This window comes from Ralstonia sp. GX3-BWBA (assembly GCF_003290055.1).
GTDB lineage: Bacteria > Pseudomonadota > Gammaproteobacteria > Burkholderiales > Burkholderiaceae > Ralstonia > Ralstonia holmesii.
Genome location: NZ_QMKS01000023.1, coordinates 26,393 through 41,168 on the forward strand (window position 1 = coordinate 26,393; position 14,776 = coordinate 41,168).

At 60.9% G+C, this 14,776-nt stretch carries 15 protein-coding genes and 2 pseudogenes; 4 read left to right on the plus strand and 13 right to left on the minus strand.

All coding sequences use genetic code 11. The annotated features are described in order from the left end of the window. Positions 1-84: 84 nt before the first annotated feature. The 3 genes from DOD19_RS21495 to DOD19_RS21515 form a co-directional block, all read right to left on the minus strand. Positions 85-1,824, minus strand: a complete 1,740-nt coding sequence (locus DOD19_RS21495; RefSeq protein WP_024978769.1) for a DUF2334 domain-containing protein — start codon at positions 1,822-1,824, stop codon at positions 85-87. Between the two features lie 11 nt (positions 1,825-1,835). Then, a complete protein-coding gene (locus tag DOD19_RS21500; protein ID WP_024978768.1) occupies positions 1,836-2,165 on the minus strand; it encodes a hypothetical protein in 330 nt (109 codons plus the stop codon). 1,132 nt (positions 2,166-3,297) lie between these two features. Further along, positions 3,298-3,882, minus strand: coding sequence for a fasciclin domain-containing protein (locus tag DOD19_RS21515; protein WP_024978765.1), 585 nt, complete (start codon positions 3,880-3,882; stop codon positions 3,298-3,300). Between the two features lie 355 nt (positions 3,883-4,237). Here DOD19_RS21515 and DOD19_RS21520 point away from each other — a divergent pair. Then, positions 4,238-5,275: pseudogene (locus tag DOD19_RS21520) on the plus strand (PEP/pyruvate-binding domain-containing protein); the annotation flags it as partial. Positions 5,276-5,465: 190 nt separating this feature from the next. Here DOD19_RS21520 and DOD19_RS21525 read toward each other — a convergent pair. The 6 genes from DOD19_RS21525 to DOD19_RS21550 form a co-directional block, all read right to left on the minus strand. Further along, positions 5,466-5,669, minus strand: coding sequence for a DUF2892 domain-containing protein (locus DOD19_RS21525; protein ID WP_024978764.1), 204 nt, complete (start codon positions 5,667-5,669; stop codon positions 5,466-5,468). Positions 5,670-5,853: 184 nt separating this feature from the next. Continuing rightward, complete coding sequence (locus DOD19_RS21530; RefSeq protein WP_239498078.1) at positions 5,854-6,672, minus strand: c-type cytochrome; 819 nt, start codon at positions 6,670-6,672, stop codon at positions 5,854-5,856. A 55-nt stretch (positions 6,673-6,727) separates the two neighbouring features. Beyond that, positions 6,728-7,546, minus strand: a complete 819-nt coding sequence (locus DOD19_RS21535; RefSeq protein WP_112188014.1) for a sulfite exporter TauE/SafE family protein — start codon at positions 7,544-7,546, stop codon at positions 6,728-6,730. An 18-nt stretch (positions 7,547-7,564) separates the two neighbouring features. Continuing rightward, positions 7,565-7,996: a DUF6691 family protein gene (locus DOD19_RS21540; RefSeq protein WP_112188016.1), complete on the minus strand. Its 432-nt coding sequence runs from the start codon at positions 7,994-7,996 to the stop codon at positions 7,565-7,567. 1 nt (position 7,997) lies between these two features. Beyond that, positions 7,998-8,432, minus strand: coding sequence for a YeeE/YedE family protein (locus DOD19_RS21545; RefSeq protein WP_112188018.1), 435 nt, complete (start codon positions 8,430-8,432; stop codon positions 7,998-8,000). Beyond that, positions 8,426-8,764 carry a metalloregulator ArsR/SmtB family transcription factor gene (locus DOD19_RS21550; protein ID WP_112188020.1) on the minus strand — a complete coding sequence of 113 codons (339 nt, stop codon included), beginning with the start codon at positions 8,762-8,764 and terminating at the stop codon, positions 8,426-8,428. The genes DOD19_RS21545 and DOD19_RS21550 overlap by 7 nt, the downstream gene beginning before the upstream one ends. Positions 8,765-8,846: 82 nt before the next feature. Here DOD19_RS21550 and DOD19_RS21555 point away from each other — a divergent pair. The 3 genes and pseudogenes from DOD19_RS21555 (at position 8,847) to DOD19_RS21565 (ending at position 10,357) form a co-directional block, all read left to right on the plus strand. Continuing rightward, positions 8,847-9,706 (plus strand): annotated as a pseudogene (locus DOD19_RS21555) (MBL fold metallo-hydrolase). Positions 9,707-9,734: 28 nt separating this feature from the next. After that, complete coding sequence (locus DOD19_RS21560) at positions 9,735-9,953, plus strand: rhodanese-like domain-containing protein (RefSeq protein ID WP_239498079.1); 219 nt, start codon at positions 9,735-9,737, stop codon at positions 9,951-9,953. A 74-nt stretch (positions 9,954-10,027) separates the two neighbouring features. Continuing rightward, entirely contained in the window at positions 10,028-10,357 is a 330-nt protein-coding gene (locus tag DOD19_RS21565) for a hypothetical protein (RefSeq protein WP_162634433.1), read from the plus strand. Positions 10,358-10,465: 108 nt separating this feature from the next. Here DOD19_RS21565 and DOD19_RS21570 read toward each other — a convergent pair whose 3' ends face one another. The 4 genes from DOD19_RS21570 to DOD19_RS21585 are packed head-to-tail and all read right to left on the minus strand — an operon-like array spanning position 10,466 to position 14,769. Continuing rightward, on the minus strand, positions 10,466-11,650 hold the full coding sequence (locus DOD19_RS21570) for an acetate/propionate family kinase (RefSeq protein ID WP_112188024.1): 1,185 nt from the start codon (positions 11,648-11,650) through the stop codon (positions 10,466-10,468). Continuing rightward, on the minus strand, positions 11,647-13,092 hold the full coding sequence (locus DOD19_RS21575) for a bifunctional enoyl-CoA hydratase/phosphate acetyltransferase (RefSeq protein WP_112188026.1): 1,446 nt from the start codon (positions 13,090-13,092) through the stop codon (positions 11,647-11,649). Before DOD19_RS21575 ends, DOD19_RS21570 begins: the two co-directional genes overlap by 4 nt. A gap of 9 nt (positions 13,093-13,101) precedes the next feature. Beyond that, complete coding sequence (locus tag DOD19_RS21580) at positions 13,102-13,608, minus strand: hypothetical protein (RefSeq protein ID WP_112188027.1); 507 nt, start codon at positions 13,606-13,608, stop codon at positions 13,102-13,104. Positions 13,609-13,617: 9 nt separating this feature from the next. Next, entirely contained in the window at positions 13,618-14,769 is a 1,152-nt protein-coding gene (locus DOD19_RS21585) for an ABC transporter permease (RefSeq protein ID WP_051541544.1), read from the minus strand. Positions 14,770-14,776 lie beyond the last annotated feature (7 nt).

The following is a 14,776-nucleotide window of genomic DNA, read 5'->3' on the forward strand; positions in this document are numbered from 1 at the left end:
GTGTGGTGAGGCAGACGGCGGGCCAATCGAGGGGCAGGCGAGGCGGTGACGTGGTGTCCACCGCCCTGCCAGATGCGTTTGGGGCTATTTGAGTGTGCTTGCATCCACCCACTGGTATCCGAGGCCAGAGATGCCTTTCACCAGGCTTTGGAAATCCTGGAATGCATTGGACGCAGCCGTACCCGACATGTCGGAGTCCAACCAGAACGGATGGAAGAAGAACGACGCGAAACCATCGCGCACGACCCACGCATATTGGGCATTCAGGTAGATGTCCTGCCAGGTGTACGTCAGGCACGAGAACGGATCGATATTGCAGATGTTGTATTCGATGTTGCCGAGGTTCTCCGGAATGATGCGCTGGCCGTAGTAGTCGGAATAGATCGCGTACGGGAAGAACTGCCCGACCGCGAACGCGTGACTGTTGGCGGTTGAGTTGAGCGTGTACAGATCGCTATTGCTGCAGATGGTATTGGTGTTGGTGACGCTGCTCGTGGTGTTGTTGGTGCACGCGAAGTACACCACGCGCTGGTAGGTCGAGTTGAAGCGCGGCGGTACGGCGGCAATCGACAGCGGCGACGATTCGTAATGCGGGGCCTCCCAGGCGAACGGTGTGTAACCGTTGCTGGTGAACTGCTGGAGGCCCGCGTCCAGTCGCCCGCCCGCCCACTGGAGCGAGTCGTCGTCGGTCGGGGTATTGGCCGTCGCATACCAGAACTCGAAATCATTGCCGCTCACCGCATTGTCGATATTGGGCACGTTCTCGTATTGATGCGTGTAGCCATGCATCATCACCCTGCCCCCGCGCTTGAGCGCATAGTTGATCGCCGATTTCAACCCAGTCGCGTTGGCCAGCGTGATCGTCTCCGGCACGCCGTTGTTGTAATACCCGTTCGGATCGGTGTAGACCGGAATCGTCGCCATCGAGAACGGAATGTGCTTGTTGTACAGATAATCCGTCAGCTTCTTCATCGAGCTTGTACTGGTGTACGCATTCATGTCTTCGAAGCGCACCATGGCCCGGTGGGTGTAGACCGTTGACGGGCTGTCGCCAAGGATGTCGTGCAGCAGATCGCAGAACGCCAGGTAGCGGTCGCGCGGGCCGATGTACGAAAACGGCTGATCGGCGAAGTACCAGAAGTTGCCCGAGCGGACCACGTAGGGCGCCACGGCTCCGGTCTGGCTGTCCGTGATGTTGACCAGCACCTTCGCCTTCGTTGCGTCAGTGACCTGCGTGACGCCGATGTCCGGATCGGCGCTGACCACGCCCGTCGTCGCGTTGAAGTTGTAGTACTTCACCATCGACATGCCCTTGTAAGCCACGGTATCGAAGAACCCCGGGTTCGGATTGCTCGACGACGGATAGACGTTGCCGTTGAAGCCATAGACCTCGTTGAAGGCGATGCCGAATTTCTGGGTGAAGGTTGGATTGGCGTAATCGACCGTGTCCCAGGCCAGCTCCCACAGGTTGTACTTGAACCAGACCACGGTGGAGGTGGTCGACATCACATCACTCAGGAACGCAGGGGGAATGGTGTTGTTGTAGTAGTCGCCCAGATAGAAGGTGGCCTGGCTGGCCTGCACGGAGCCCGCCGTGTAATTCTGGATCGGGACCAGACTGACTGAGGTATTCCAATGCCCCAGCAGGTTGCGCAGCATGATTGCGTAGGCAAGACCCAGGTTGGTGTAAGGGTCGTTAGGCGGCGCGTCGTACAGTACAAGCACCTTCATCGGCGCCGCAGCCTGGGCAGATGGTATGGATATGGGCCGGAATGCCAGCAGGAGACTGACTGCGAGCATGCATGCCAGGATGAGTTTTTTCATGATCGCCTCCGTCAGTCGACCCAGACAGTGCCGTTCTGGCGATGCACCGACGCCGGAGAGACGATCGTGCCGCCGGTGCTATGGCCGTGCTCTGCTTCGCGCATGAGCGAACGCGGCATGCCTGGAACGATCACGGTCGGCACAGTGGGACGAGGCGGCGGAACCACCTTGCCATTCAGCATATGCGGCGACGCGCTGATGCCGGCATTCTTGGCTGGGCCGGTCGATCCGGTTGTACCGGTCGGCGCAGCAAGGCCTGTAGCCCCCAGCAATCCGATCGTGGCGGTCAGCAGGCCCTTGCGTGCCCATGTCCACGATGGTGTGCAATGTTTGGATGTCATGATTCGTCCCCTTGACGCAACGCGCCGCCCTCACCTTGAAGAAGCGCTCGTCCCGGTTTGCCAAACACTGCTCTGACAACGAGATTCGACGGCCCCCGTGCCATTCCCTCCCGACGCCAGTTGTTGAACAGGTCTCTACCGTCACGTAAATGGCGAACGGCGTTGCGGCCGTACGCAGGCAGCACCACCGCTGGCGCCACCACATCCGTTGAAGGCACAGGATCGTTTCAGGATTGCAGCGGCGTATCGGCCATGATCGCGTGCGGCGGAACGCTGCATCACGACGCTGCGTCGATGGCACCGCCTACCTTGTCGGCCGTCGCTCGCGCGCGCGTCGAAGGCGCCACCGTAATGGCGGTCGTGACGGACTGGCGGGCATTCTGGATGGTTCCGCGGCATGGCGGACGTCTCCGCAACAATGTACTTTGCACGGATGGTGAATCCGCGCAAGAACCACGCCAACGCGGCTAAAGGCGCGAACCACGGCGCATCAGCGCGTCGGGCATGACGCGTCGTCGGGAAACACGCCAGAACTGATTCACGCATGAAACAGGTGGACGTCGTGTTCGTGTCCGGCTCTACTACTGTATCAACGCCAAGCAGACTGCCGGAGGCCAACCGCCCGAAGCGCGCCAATGCCCCCTGTTTCTGATGGCTTTGTCCTTGGCATTGCCCTGCTCCAAGACGGACTGCATCGACGCCACATGCTCCATCGGTACAACGGAATCGTGCCCTGCGTACAGACCCAGTTCTGCAGCACGTCTTCTGCTTCGCCTGAACTGCGGAGGATTGTGTAAGCCGACGAATAGAGTTTGGGAGAAGTCAGCGTACAGGGTTCTGCGAACGCCGATTTGCTTCCTTCGCCAGTCTGCTTGAGCAGCTCAATAAGCCGTTCCCGGGCGGCTTCCTGCGGCGCTGATATCGTGCCCGCGGGGCCGGGCGAAGATGCTCCGACAACGTGCATATGATTTTGCGTGCCCGGGTTACCCATGACGGGATGCGGCAAAAGCATATCTCCCGCGTCCTTCCGGCAATGAACATCTTGCGCGTAGCGAAATTGAGATGACATTGCCTTCCTCCCGTCATAGTTCGAGCGCGCAAGGGCACGCGCCCTTGCGCTGCACGGGAAGGATTACGGCATCAATACCTTGTCCACGACGTGAATCACGCCGTTCGACTGGTACACGTTGCCGATCGTTACAACGGCGACGCCACCCTTGTCGTCGGTGACGGTCAAACGGTCGCCCTTCTGCATGACGGTGAGCGGATCACCCTCGACGGTTTTGAGCATCGCCTTGCCGCCGCCATCGGCGACAGCCTTCATAAGGTCTTGTGCCGTGAGCCGGCCGGGCACCACGTGATAGGTCAACACCTTGACCAAGGTCGGCTTGCTTTCAGGCTTGAGCAACTGATCGACGGTGCCGGAGGGCAGCGCAGCAAAGGCTTCGTTGGTTGGTGCGAACACGGTGAATGGCCCCGTCCCAGACAGTGTTTCGACCAAGCCACCTGCCTTCACGGCAGCAACAAGAGTGGTGTGATCCTTCGAATTGACCGCATTTTGAATAATGTTCTTGGACGGATACATCGGAGCGCCGCCCACCATGGTGGTGGCTTCGCCATCGCCCATTGCGGCCGTCGCTACGGACGCATAGCCGCCAGAAATGATTGCGAAAGAAAGCAGAACACCAAACAACTTTGCCAGTTGATACCGTTTCATCGTTGACCTCTATCGTGGCGCTTCGCAACGTGGAAGCAATCAATATACGAAGACAAGTGGCTGTCGGATGCACGGTCGGATCGCGCAACAACGCAGTAGCAACCCACAAGATTGAGTTGGCTTTGCATCAGAAAAGTCTGTACCTCCAGACCCAAGAGTTGCGATCGCTCATCCAACCGAGCCTCGCTGGTGAGATGGGAAGGTAGCTACTGTTCGCTCTTTCGTTTTGTACTGATTTTTCCTTGCGACCCGGGTGCGCGTTAATTTTGCGCACGGATTTACTTCCAAGTCATGACGGCATAGCGGAGACAGAAGTTGCTCTACAAAGAGAGTCAGCGCATTTCTTACTGAATGGCTTGCATACCATGAACTGAACCGCCGGCTGGGACAGGTCGACGTGGACGTTGCCGTGCGATCAAGCGCGACGGCCGAGGATCTGCCGGGGGCGAGCTTTGCCGGGCAGCAGGAAACCTATCTCAACATCCGGGGCGAACGTGCCCCGCTCGACGCCTGCCGCCGCTGCTACATGTCGCTGTTCACAGACCGCGCAATCAGTTACCGCCAAGCGAAGGGCATCGACCATTCCAAGGTCGCACTGTCGGTCGGCGTGCGGCGGATGGTGAGATCCGATCTGGGCGGCGCCGGTGTCATGTTCACCATCGATACCGAGACGGGCTTTGACAAGTCTGTCCTGATCAATGCGGCCTGGGGGCTTGGCGAAAACGTCGTCCAGGGCAAGGTGGACCCCGACGAATACGAGGTCTTCAAGCCGCTGCTGTCTGAGCCGTCGTTGTTGCCGATCGTTGGAAAGAAGCTGGGCGGCAAAGGTCTCAAAATGATCTACGCAAACGACGGCGGCCACCCGACGAAGAACGTCCCGACATCAAAAACCGAGCGTGCGGCGTTCGTCCTGAGCGATAAGGAGATCCTGATCTTGTCGCGATGGGCCTGTGTGATCGAGCAGCACTATGAAGTGATGGCGCAGAACGGCATCCGGCGCGGCGAAGCCGGCCTCAAAATTTATGTGATGTGCGAGATTCCATCGAACGTGATTCTGGCGAAGGCTTTCGCGCAACGCTTCGACGGCTTCTCGATTGGCAGCAACGATCTGACGCAGCTGACGCTGGGCGTTGACCGCGACTCGGCAGATCTCGCGGAGCCTTTCGATGAGCAGGACGATGCCGTCAAGTGGATGATCCAAAGCGTCATCGCGAAGGCACATGAGGCCGGCGCCCACGTCGGTTTGTGTGGCCAAGCACCCAGTGACCACCCCGAATTTGCCGCCTTCCTTGTCGAGTGTGGCATTGACTCCATATCGGTGAGCCCGGACAGCTTCATCGCGGTCAAACGCACTGTGGCGGCGGCCGAGAGCGCTGCACGGAAAACCGCGTAATACGGGCACTAAGCGGGCGCACTCACAACGCGCCTTCTCATCCGTTCCGAAGTCACCTCAAATTCCGGCGCATTCACCGGCCGATCGCACACCTGCGGTGTCCCAGCAAATAATTGGTTGATCAATAGCGCTTCCTGATTTGGCACGGTTGTGCCCAGATGGGCTTCGTCCGGGCACGGCCGGTGCATTTCTACTTTGCATCCGCCTTCGGCGCTGCGCACGTTTTCACGCCCAGAATGCTGTAGGCGGGGCATACGCGCACGATACCTGTCAGCAGTGGCACGATGCCAATCCAGCCCCAGGCGCCCACGCGCCCTGTCGCGGCCAGACCGATCAAAACCAGCCCGACAACAATTCGAATAACGCGGTCGATCGTTCCAACATTTGCTTGCATGGCGGACTCCTTGATTCGATGAGGATTGCACAGGCTTTTCACCAAGGCTGAACGTTGCTGTGCAATCCGTTCAGAGGCTGGGCGACTCATATGCGCCTTGGGAAAATTCTTAACGCAAGTCAAAAGCCGGGTCATGATGTAGCGCAACACTTTGCTAAGTGGTCCGTCGCCCGGCCGCCCGGCGCTAGCGTGCGTCCTTCGGCCTGTCACCTTTGGGCCAATCGTTGACGCGTGGCGCGTAGTCTGGGCGGGGTTGCTGGGTAAAGAACGCGGCGACATCCACAGCATCCTGCGCAGACAGCGTGCCGCCCTGACCAAGCGGCATGTTGTGCTTCACGAACGCAGCAGCGGTGTACATCCGGGCCATCCCTGCCCCCACGTTGAACGAGTCCTTGCCCCACAGTGGCGGGAATATGTAGCCGCCTTGCGGATTTGGGGTGCCCTGCCCCTCAGCACCGTGGCAGGACGCGCACTGTGCTGCGTAGACTGATTTGCCGTGCTCACGGTTTGGAACGAGCGAGGTGTCAATCTTCTCGAAACCTCGGCCAGCCACATTGGTGCCGGTGGGCACGCCTGTGGACAGCCACTTCATATAGGCCATGATGGCGTTCATCTCTGCCGAGTCGAAGGGCAGCGGTTTGCCGTTCATCGAGCGCTGGAAGCAGTCGTTGATGCGCTCCTGGAGCGAGATGATTTTGCCGCTGCGGGACCGGTATTCCGGAAAGGCTCCTGTGAGCCCGACCCAAGGCGATGCGTAGGCCGTCGTCCCGCCATTCAGATGGCAACTCGTACAGTTCAGGCCGTTGCCCACGTTTCGGGGCAACAGTTTGTGGGTATCCGTCAGCAGCTCCTTTCCGCGCTTGATGGCGTCCCCCATGGCCCCCTGCTGGATCGAAGACTCCTCAGGCACGTGCATCGGGACGGTCTGAGGTTGCGATAGCGCAGGCATGCTGGTTGCCGCCAAAAGCGCCACTACCAGGGTGTGCGACTTGACTGAGTTCAAGAGTGTCTCCTTTGTATGAGGCGTACCTTTTTCGGGTACGTTAGTGTGTTTGGCATTACGCTGCCAGTGCGACCTTTGCCACCATCCCGATGGCAATGAGACCCGCGATGAACGCGAAGCCCTGCTGCAGCCTGTGGCCGCTCAACTGACCGGCCACGACCCGCCCACCCAGCATGGCAAGCATGGCGCCTGCGGCAAAAGGCACGCCGATCTGCCAGTTCATTCGCCCCGACAAGGCAGTTGTGATGACGCCTGAGGCAGACACCAAGGTAATGACTGCCAGAGAGGTCGCCACGATGGAATGCACCGGGGCGTTGGTGGCTTTCTTGAGCGCCGGAACGATGACGAAGCCCCCACCCACCCCCAGCAGGCCCGAGAGAAAGCCAGCGCCAATGCCCGAAAGCGCGAGCGCGCGGGTGCAGGAAGCCGTCCAGACAAAGCGGCCGGTCTGGTTATCCAGTTGACACGGTTGCGAGTGCTGCTCGGTTTCCGCTCTGTGGGACGCACTCGCGCTAGCCTGCTTGAACATGCGCAGCGCAACAAAGGCCAGCACGGCAGCGAAGAGCAGGGTCAGCGGTCCGTTCGGAAGACGGTGCGCGAGCCACAAGCCTGCGGGTGAGAAGACCGTACCGGCCAATGCCATCAGCGTGGCGGCGCGGTAGCGCACGATGCCCGCCCGCAGTCCAATGGCGGCCCCCACGGCCGCAGACAGGCCCACGGCAAGCAGGGCGACCGGCGCGGCCTCTGCAACATTGAGGCGCAGGACGAACAGCAGAAGCGGAACCGCGAGGATCGCGCCACCTGCACCAGTCAACGCCAGGATGAGGCCGACCACAGCGCCAAGTGCAGCGCTGCTTACAACGATGTTTTCCATTGACTCCCCGTAGCCTGCTTATGCGTGTTGTGCGCTGGATTTCATTCGCTCAAAGACCTCGAAGACAACCATGCCAGCCACCATGGCGGCTACGAAGCCAATCGCTTTCGGATAGCCCGCACCCAGGGCCACGAGCGCGGGGCCCGGGCAGAAGCCTGCCAAGCCCCAGCCGATACCAAACGCGGCGCTGCCCAACACCAGCCGCAGTGTCACGACCGTGCTTGCTGGCAACTGCATGGACATTCCGAGGAACGAACGCTTGCGGCGTTTGGCAATGAAGAACGCGAGTGAGCCAACGGCAATCGCGCCGACCATCACGAAGGCAAGAGAAGGGTCCCACCGGCCTGCCAGGTCGAGAAAGCCCTGCACCTTGGCCGGATTGGCCATCCCGGAAATCATTAAGCCCATGCCGAAAAGCAGGCCGGCGAGCAATGCGGTAATGGCAGCCATGTCAGCCTCCAATCAGATGTCGTTGCACGAAGACGGTCAGGAAGCCAGCCGCCATGAAGGTCGAGGTCGCAACCAGGGAGCGAACGGAGCCGCGCGAGATACCGCACACCCCGTGGCCGCTTGTGCAGCCGCTGGCGTAGCGCGTGCCCAGGCCCACCAGAAAGCCGGCGACCAGGATTTCGCTCCAGCCGGCCTGGATATCTGCAACGGGCGCCCTGCCGAGCAAAGTCGCAATGACCGGGGCACCGACCAGACCGGCAAGAAAGGCCACGCGCCAGACCACGTCAGTGCGTGGCAGGCTCAATAACCCGCCCAGGATGCCGCTGATGCCTGCGATACGGCCGTTGAACAGCACCAGCACGGCCGCCGCCGCACCGATGATCAGTCCGCCGCCCAGCGACAGGCCAGGCGTGAAGTTTGTGATGTCAATCAGCATGTTTTTTCCCCTTTGCCGTCGGCGCAGAACTGTTCGTAAAGGACAGTCATGACTGCGAGCGCCGGCCCACTTTCGATCGAATAAAAGATGTTCTTCCCATCACGACGTGACACCACCAAGCCGTTCTCGCGCAGGATGCCCAGCTGTTGCGACAGCGTCGGCTGCCGGATGCCCAGCCGCTCCTCCAGTGCGCCCACGGACAGCTCCTCTTGCGACAACTGGCACATCAGCAGCAGTCGGTCAGGATTGGCGAGCAGCTTGAGTAAGGCGCAAGCGTTCGACGCGGCGGCTTGCATGCTGACGAGGTCGATAGCAGCTTGATCGTTGTCCATATGTGCTTTCGGTTTCCATGCGTATAGTATATAAAAAAATATATTATTTTCCAGTAGATTGATGTGCGGCATAGGAGGCCCCATGCAACCGATTGTTCAGCCATTCTTTGACCCGGCAACCTGGACAGTGACCTACGTGGTTCATCAGGAAGCGCGCTCCGAGTGCGCGATCATCGACTCGGTCCTGGATTACGACCCAAAGTCGGGCCGGACGTCGACGGCCAGCGCCGACCGGGTCATCGCGTTTGTGCGCGAGCGTGCGTTGCGCGTCGAATGGATTCTTGAGACGCATGCACACGCAGACCACCTTTCCGCCGCGCCCTATCTCAAGCGTCATCTGGGTGGCCGCATCGGCATCGGTCAACACATCCGACAGGTGCAGGGCGTGTTCAAAGAACTCTTCAACCTGGAAGCGGAGTTCCGGCCAGACGGGTCACAGTTCGACCATCTGTTTGAAGACGGCGAGACGTTCGCCATCGGCGGGCTGACCGGCAAGGCGATTCACGTGCCAGGTCACACACCTGCCGATATGGCGTACCAATTCGAGGATGTGGTTTTCGTGGGCGATACGCTGTTCATGCCGGACGTTGGCACCGCGCGCTGTGACTTCCCGGGTGGCAATGCACACGAGCTGTTTCATTCCATCCGTAAGCTGCTGGACTTGCCAGACGAGACCCGGCTCTTCATGTGTCACGACTATCCGCCAGAAGGACGGGGTCCGGCCTGGGAAACTACGGTGCGTGACGAACGCAATCGCAATATCCATGTGCACGACGGCGTGACCGAGGCACAGTTTGTCGCCATGCGGCAGGCCCGCGATGCGACGCTGGCGATGCCGACGCTGATTCTGCCTTCAGTGCAGGTCAACATCCGCGCAGGAGAGCTGCCCCGCCCGAAGAGAACGGCGTTCGCTACCTGAAAATCCCGCTTAACGCCCTCTGAGGCCACATCGCGCACGCCCATTGGGCAGATGTTCAAGTCACCGGCAGAGATTCTTGCCGATTGCGCGACGGTCGGAATTCGCCAGGAAACCCCCGTCATTGTCTTCTGCTTCAAAGGCGCGCGCGCATCCACAACGTTCGTCGCGCTGGAGGAAGCCGGCATCAAGAACGTGCGGCTATATCTCGGTTCCTGGAACGAGTGGTCCCGGGACCCTTCCCTTCCGATCGAAGAAGGATTGCCCTACTGAGGGCTATCGCCATCGCACGCCACCTCAATCAGATTGGCCTTCATATTTCGCTTCAGGAGATACGTGAGGAAGAAATGGACAAGGCTCGCCAGACCCAGGATCCGAAAGAGCGCCAGAAACTGCTCGATGAACATTGGGCAACAACGCAGAGCACGATGGGCATGATGCGTGAGCTGTGGGGCCCGGGAATGATGGGCGGTCCTGGAATGATGGGTGGCCCTGGAATGCGCGGTGGTCACATGATGGGCGGCGGCCCGATGATGGGGTGGCGGGGGATGGGAGGCTACTACTCGCGGCTCACACCCGAGCAGATGAAGGAACACCAATACATGTCGGACCAGTACATGGACCTCCACTATCAGATGATGCTGGACCATCAGATGTGGAGGCAGACGCCACGGTAACGCCGATTTGTGCAAGCCCGTGTCCACTAAGCCAAGTGGACATGGGGCGAGGTAGCACGAGGTTGCGTACCCGTCTGCCGAGCCGATCAGCGATTTCGCCAGGAAGGCTTATGGCCGTGGATTGCACTGAACCGCATGCCGAGCTGCCACCCACTCCTCGTTTGTAGGCTCTACTGCTACGCGAATCCGGCTCGCTGAACTGGAAATGATCGCCGCATGCGCCTGGTTGGCCTCGTCATCCAGGCTGACGCCCAAATAACCAAGCGCGCCCACAACGCGTTCGCGAAGTACAGCGTTGTGTTCGCCAATACCCGCCGTGAAGACCAAGAAATCCAGGCCGCCCAGCACGGCCACCAGGGCGCCGATCTCACGGACGATCCGGCGCACGTAGAGCGCGAGCGCTGCCTGCGCACGCGGGTTGTCGGCCTCGCGCGCAATCAGGTCGCGCGGGTCGGAAGACAGCCCCGACAACCCAAGCAGACCCGATTGGTGATACAGCACGTGCCCGACTTGTGCGGGGGAAAGATGCTCCGTCTCCATCATGTAGAGCACCGCACCCGGATCGAGCGAGCCACATCGCGTCCCCATCATCAGGCCGTCGAGGGCGGAAAACCCCATCGTTGTGGCCACGCTCTTCAGGCCGTGCATCGCACACAGGCTGGCGCCGCTGCCCAAGTGCGCGACGATGCCTCGCCCCAGGGCTATATCGTCATGCCGTTCCAGCAAAGCGATCGACATGTACTCGTACGACAACCCGTGAAAGCCATAACGGCGCAGACCGCGCTCCCATGCCGTGTACGGCAGCGGCAGCATCGTCTCAACCTGCGGCAGCGTGCGGTGGAACGCGGTATCGAAGCACGCGACTTGCGGCACATCGGGCAAGTCCGACAGCAGCGCCTCGATCGCCTCCAGCGCAAACGGCTGATGCAGGGGCGCCAGCGGAATGTAGCTCCGTAGATCGGAAAGCACCTCCGAGTTCACGCATACCGGCGCGAAATATTTGGAGCCGCCATGCACCACCCGATGCGCCACGGCCATCAGCCGGCGGCCGTCCAGCCTGTGCTCGACACGCTGGCGAATGTGCATGAGTGCGGCGTGATAGGGCTGCGAACCTTCAAGCGCTAGCGCTTGTGTTGGCACGCCAGCCTCTGTCGCCAGGGGGTGGTCAGTGCCGATCCCCTCTACTTTCCCGCTCCACATGGGTGTGCGCGGCAATGGATCCAGGGTGGCATCGAACAACGCAAACTTGATGCTCGACGAGCCGCAATTCAGTACGACGATGCAATCGTTCATGGCGGTAGGTTGCGGTAGCGGTGAGCCAGCAAGGTGGCAACGGCACACGACGCGATGCGTGATTCGCGCGAGTCGGCACGGCTGGTCAACACAATGGGCACGCGGGCGCCGAGCACGATGCCTGCGCTGGCAGCGCCGCCCAGGTATTCCAACTGTTTGGCGAGCATGTTGCCGCTTTCCAGATCGGGCACCACCAGCACATCGGCCTGTCCTGCGACTTCCGAAACAATGCCCTTGATACGCGCCGCAGCCGCAGATACCGCATTGTCGAAAGCCAGCGGCCCGTCCAGCACACCGCCCTCGATCTGACCGCGGTCCGCCATCTTGCACAGTGCGGCCGCATCAAGCGTGGCGGGCATGCGCGGGTTCACGGTCTCGACCGCCGCAAGGATCGCCACCCGCGGCCGTTCAACGCCAATCGCATGCGCCAGATCGATGGCGTTGCGGACGATGTCCGCCTTTTGATCCAGGGTCGGCGCAATGTTGATGGCCGCATCCGTCACGATAAACGGGCGCGGATACGCTGGCGATTGCATCAAGAAGCAATGGCTGATCCGACGTTTGGTACGCAGCCCAGCCTCCTCGCGCACCACTGCCGCCATCAACTCGTCGGTATGCAGACTGCCTTTCATCAGCGCCTCTGCCCTGCCCTGCGTCACAAGCTCCACTGCGCGGGTTGCAGCGGCACTGCTGTGCGGCACGTCTTCGATCTCTATGCCACTGAGGTCAAGGCCGGCTTCGGCGGCTACGCGCATCAGCTTGGCATACGGCGCGACGAGGCATGGCACGATCAGCCCCTCAGCGTGCGCGTCCATCACGGCAGACAGGCTCAGCGCATCACACGGGTGGACGATGGCCATACGGATCGCACCAAGAGGCCGCACATGGTCGAGCAGCCGGTGAATGCCATCACTGCCGGTGGTGATACGCACATCCGGCAGCGTGGTACGCGGACGCTCGATCCGCTCGGTGGGCGCGATGACCTCGGCCTCGCCCGTGATGGCCACCGTGCCGCTGTCGTTTGTGCAACTGCATGCCAGCTTGATCCGCTTTCTTTCCTCCTCCTTGCTGACCACCGTCACGCGGATGGTCAAGGTGTCGCCAATGCGCACCGGCGCGAGAAACTGCAGCGTCTGCCCAAGGTAGATCGTTCCCGGCCCCGGCAAACGCGTGCCAAGCAAAGCGGAAATAAGCGCTCCGCCCAGCATGCCGTGGGCAATCACACCATGAAAACGCGTGGACGCCGCAAACTCCGGGTCCAGGTGCTGCGGGTTGACGTCCCCCGATAGCACGGCAAAGAGTTGGATGTCCTCCGCCGTGAGCGTGCGCAGGATGGCAGCCGTGTCGCCAATGGCAATTTCGTCAAAGGTGCGATTGCGCACAACACTCAGATCACCGACTGACAGCAAGGCCGGCGGTGCAGACAAATGATCGGGGCCCATGTGTGCTCGTCAGGAAGCTTGATGGAGTTGACCGTTGCCCTTGCCGGGCGCACGGACAGGAGTTGACCGCTCGGGTCCGGAGGGGAGCAATGCGTCGCCCGGCATGCCCCACGCCGACAGCATGCCCTGCAGCGCCGTATTGACCGGCATGGCATTGCCTGCCGTGCTCAATGCCCTTACAGAAGCCTGCTGCCATTCCAGCATGACGCCCTGGTAATCCGCCACGAAGCTCGATTGGTTAGAGATGGCCGTCTGCACCACCCCCTGCAGCACATTCATGCCGCGCTGGCTGGCCTGCCAGAATGCGTTGGGCAGCAGTGCTGCAAAGGCGTTCCAGTCTCCGACGCGTTGCAGATCCTCCAGCGCGGACTCTGTGCGGGCGACGTCTTGGGCCAGCAGCTCAGCACCCAATTCATACCACCGCTGCCGTGTTGCCTTGAGCAGACCCAACGTCTGCAGTGCGAACTTGACTTGCGCCTTTTGGAGCGCGAGAGGAACGTTGGCGGGTGTATCCATGTTGGCTCCTTAAACCATCTGGCTGATGGTTTGGCGAAAGCGCGTCAATGATGCGAGAAACAGCACGGTGCCGATTACGCAGATGGCCAGACACTGCGGCCACACGACCTCGAGCCCCGCACCCCGATAGAGAATGGCTTGCGACGCCGACACAAAATGCGTGGTCGGCGCGGCGAACATAATGTCCTGCACCACGCTGGGCATGCTCTCTCGCGGGGTGGTACCGCCCGAGAGCAACTGCAGCGGCAGCAGCACCAGAACCAATAGCATGCCGAACTGCGGCATGGACCGCGCCACCGTCGCAAGAAAAATCCCCATGGACGTCGTGGCAAACAGATGCAGCGTAGCCACCAGCATGAACAGCAGGATCGAGCCCTCGATCGGTACATGCAGCGCGCCCTGCACCACGCACACCAGTGCAACGAGCGCGGCCAGCACCACCACCAGCCCCATCGACCAGACCTTGGACACCATGATCTCGAATGGCGTGACAGGCATCACCAGCAGGTGCTCGATCGTGCCGTGCTCGCGTTCGCGGATGAGCGCGGCTCCGGTCAGGATGATCGAGAGCATGGTCACGTTGTTGATGATCTCCATCAACGAGCCGAACCACGTCTGCTCCAGGTTCGGGTTGAAGCGGGTGCGCAGCACCAGGTCGACCGGCGTGGCGGGCGCGGCGCGGTGGCGCTGCAGGAAGGTATTCACCTCGCCCGAGACGATCTGCTGGATGTAGCCGTTGCCGGTAAAGGCCTGGCTCATGCGCGTGGCGTCGATGTTGAGCTGGATGGACGGTGCGCGGCCCGCCAGCACATCGCGCTGGAAGTTGGGCGGGATGTCGAGCACAAACGTGTAACGGCCGCTGTCCATGCCTGGGTCCACCTCGGTGAGCGGGATCAGCGCAGGCGTTCGGAAATGCGGTGGATAGAAGCTCGAGACAATGCGCGCCGACAGCGGTGAGCTGTCTTCATCGACGATGGCGATCGAGGCATTGTGCAGGCTTGCCGGCATGGCAGTAGCCGCCACGTAGATCGACACTGTGAAGGTATAGACGATCAGCACCAGCATCATCGGGTCGCGCACCAGGCTTCGCAATTCCTTGATGCCAAGACGGAAGATGTTGTTCAGGCGAGCGGTGCGGCGATCGATCGGAAGGCTCGGCATGATGTGG

Bases quoted from the DNA above. Each gene is read 5' to 3' on its own strand.
- DOD19_RS21495 (WP_024978769.1), bottom strand. From the start codon at position 1,824: ATGAAAAAACTCATCCTGGCATGCATGCTCGCAGTCAGTCTCCTGCTG.
- DOD19_RS21500 (WP_024978768.1), bottom strand. From the start codon at position 2,165: ATGACATCCAAACATTGCACACCATCGTGGACATGGGCACGCAAGGGC.
- DOD19_RS21515 (WP_024978765.1), bottom strand. From the start codon at position 3,882: ATGAAACGGTATCAACTGGCAAAGTTGTTTGGTGTTCTGCTTTCTTTC.
- DOD19_RS21525 (WP_024978764.1), bottom strand. From the start codon at position 5,669: ATGCAAGCAAATGTTGGAACGATCGACCGCGTTATTCGAATTGTTGTC.
- DOD19_RS21535 (WP_112188014.1), bottom strand. From the start codon at position 7,546: ATGGAAAACATCGTTGTAAGCAGCGCTGCACTTGGCGCTGTGGTCGGC.
- DOD19_RS21540 (WP_112188016.1), bottom strand. From the start codon at position 7,996: ATGGCTGCCATTACCGCATTGCTCGCCGGCCTGCTTTTCGGCATGGGC.
- DOD19_RS21545 (WP_112188018.1), bottom strand. From the start codon at position 8,432: ATGCTGATTGACATCACAAACTTCACGCCTGGCCTGTCGCTGGGCGGC.
- DOD19_RS21550 (WP_112188020.1), bottom strand. From the start codon at position 8,764: ATGGACAACGATCAAGCTGCTATCGACCTCGTCAGCATGCAAGCCGCC.
- DOD19_RS21560 (WP_239498079.1), top strand. From the start codon at position 9,735: ATGTTCAAGTCACCGGCAGAGATTCTTGCCGATTGCGCGACGGTCGGA.
- DOD19_RS21565 (WP_162634433.1), top strand. From the start codon at position 10,028: ATGGACAAGGCTCGCCAGACCCAGGATCCGAAAGAGCGCCAGAAACTG.
- DOD19_RS21570 (WP_112188024.1), bottom strand. From the start codon at position 11,650: ATGAACGATTGCATCGTCGTACTGAATTGCGGCTCGTCGAGCATCAAG.
- DOD19_RS21575 (WP_112188026.1), bottom strand. From the start codon at position 13,092: ATGGGCCCCGATCATTTGTCTGCACCGCCGGCCTTGCTGTCAGTCGGT.
- DOD19_RS21580 (WP_112188027.1), bottom strand. From the start codon at position 13,608: ATGGATACACCCGCCAACGTTCCTCTCGCGCTCCAAAAGGCGCAAGTC.
- DOD19_RS21585 (WP_051541544.1), bottom strand. From the start codon at position 14,769: ATGCCGAGCCTTCCGATCGATCGCCGCACCGCTCGCCTGAACAACATC.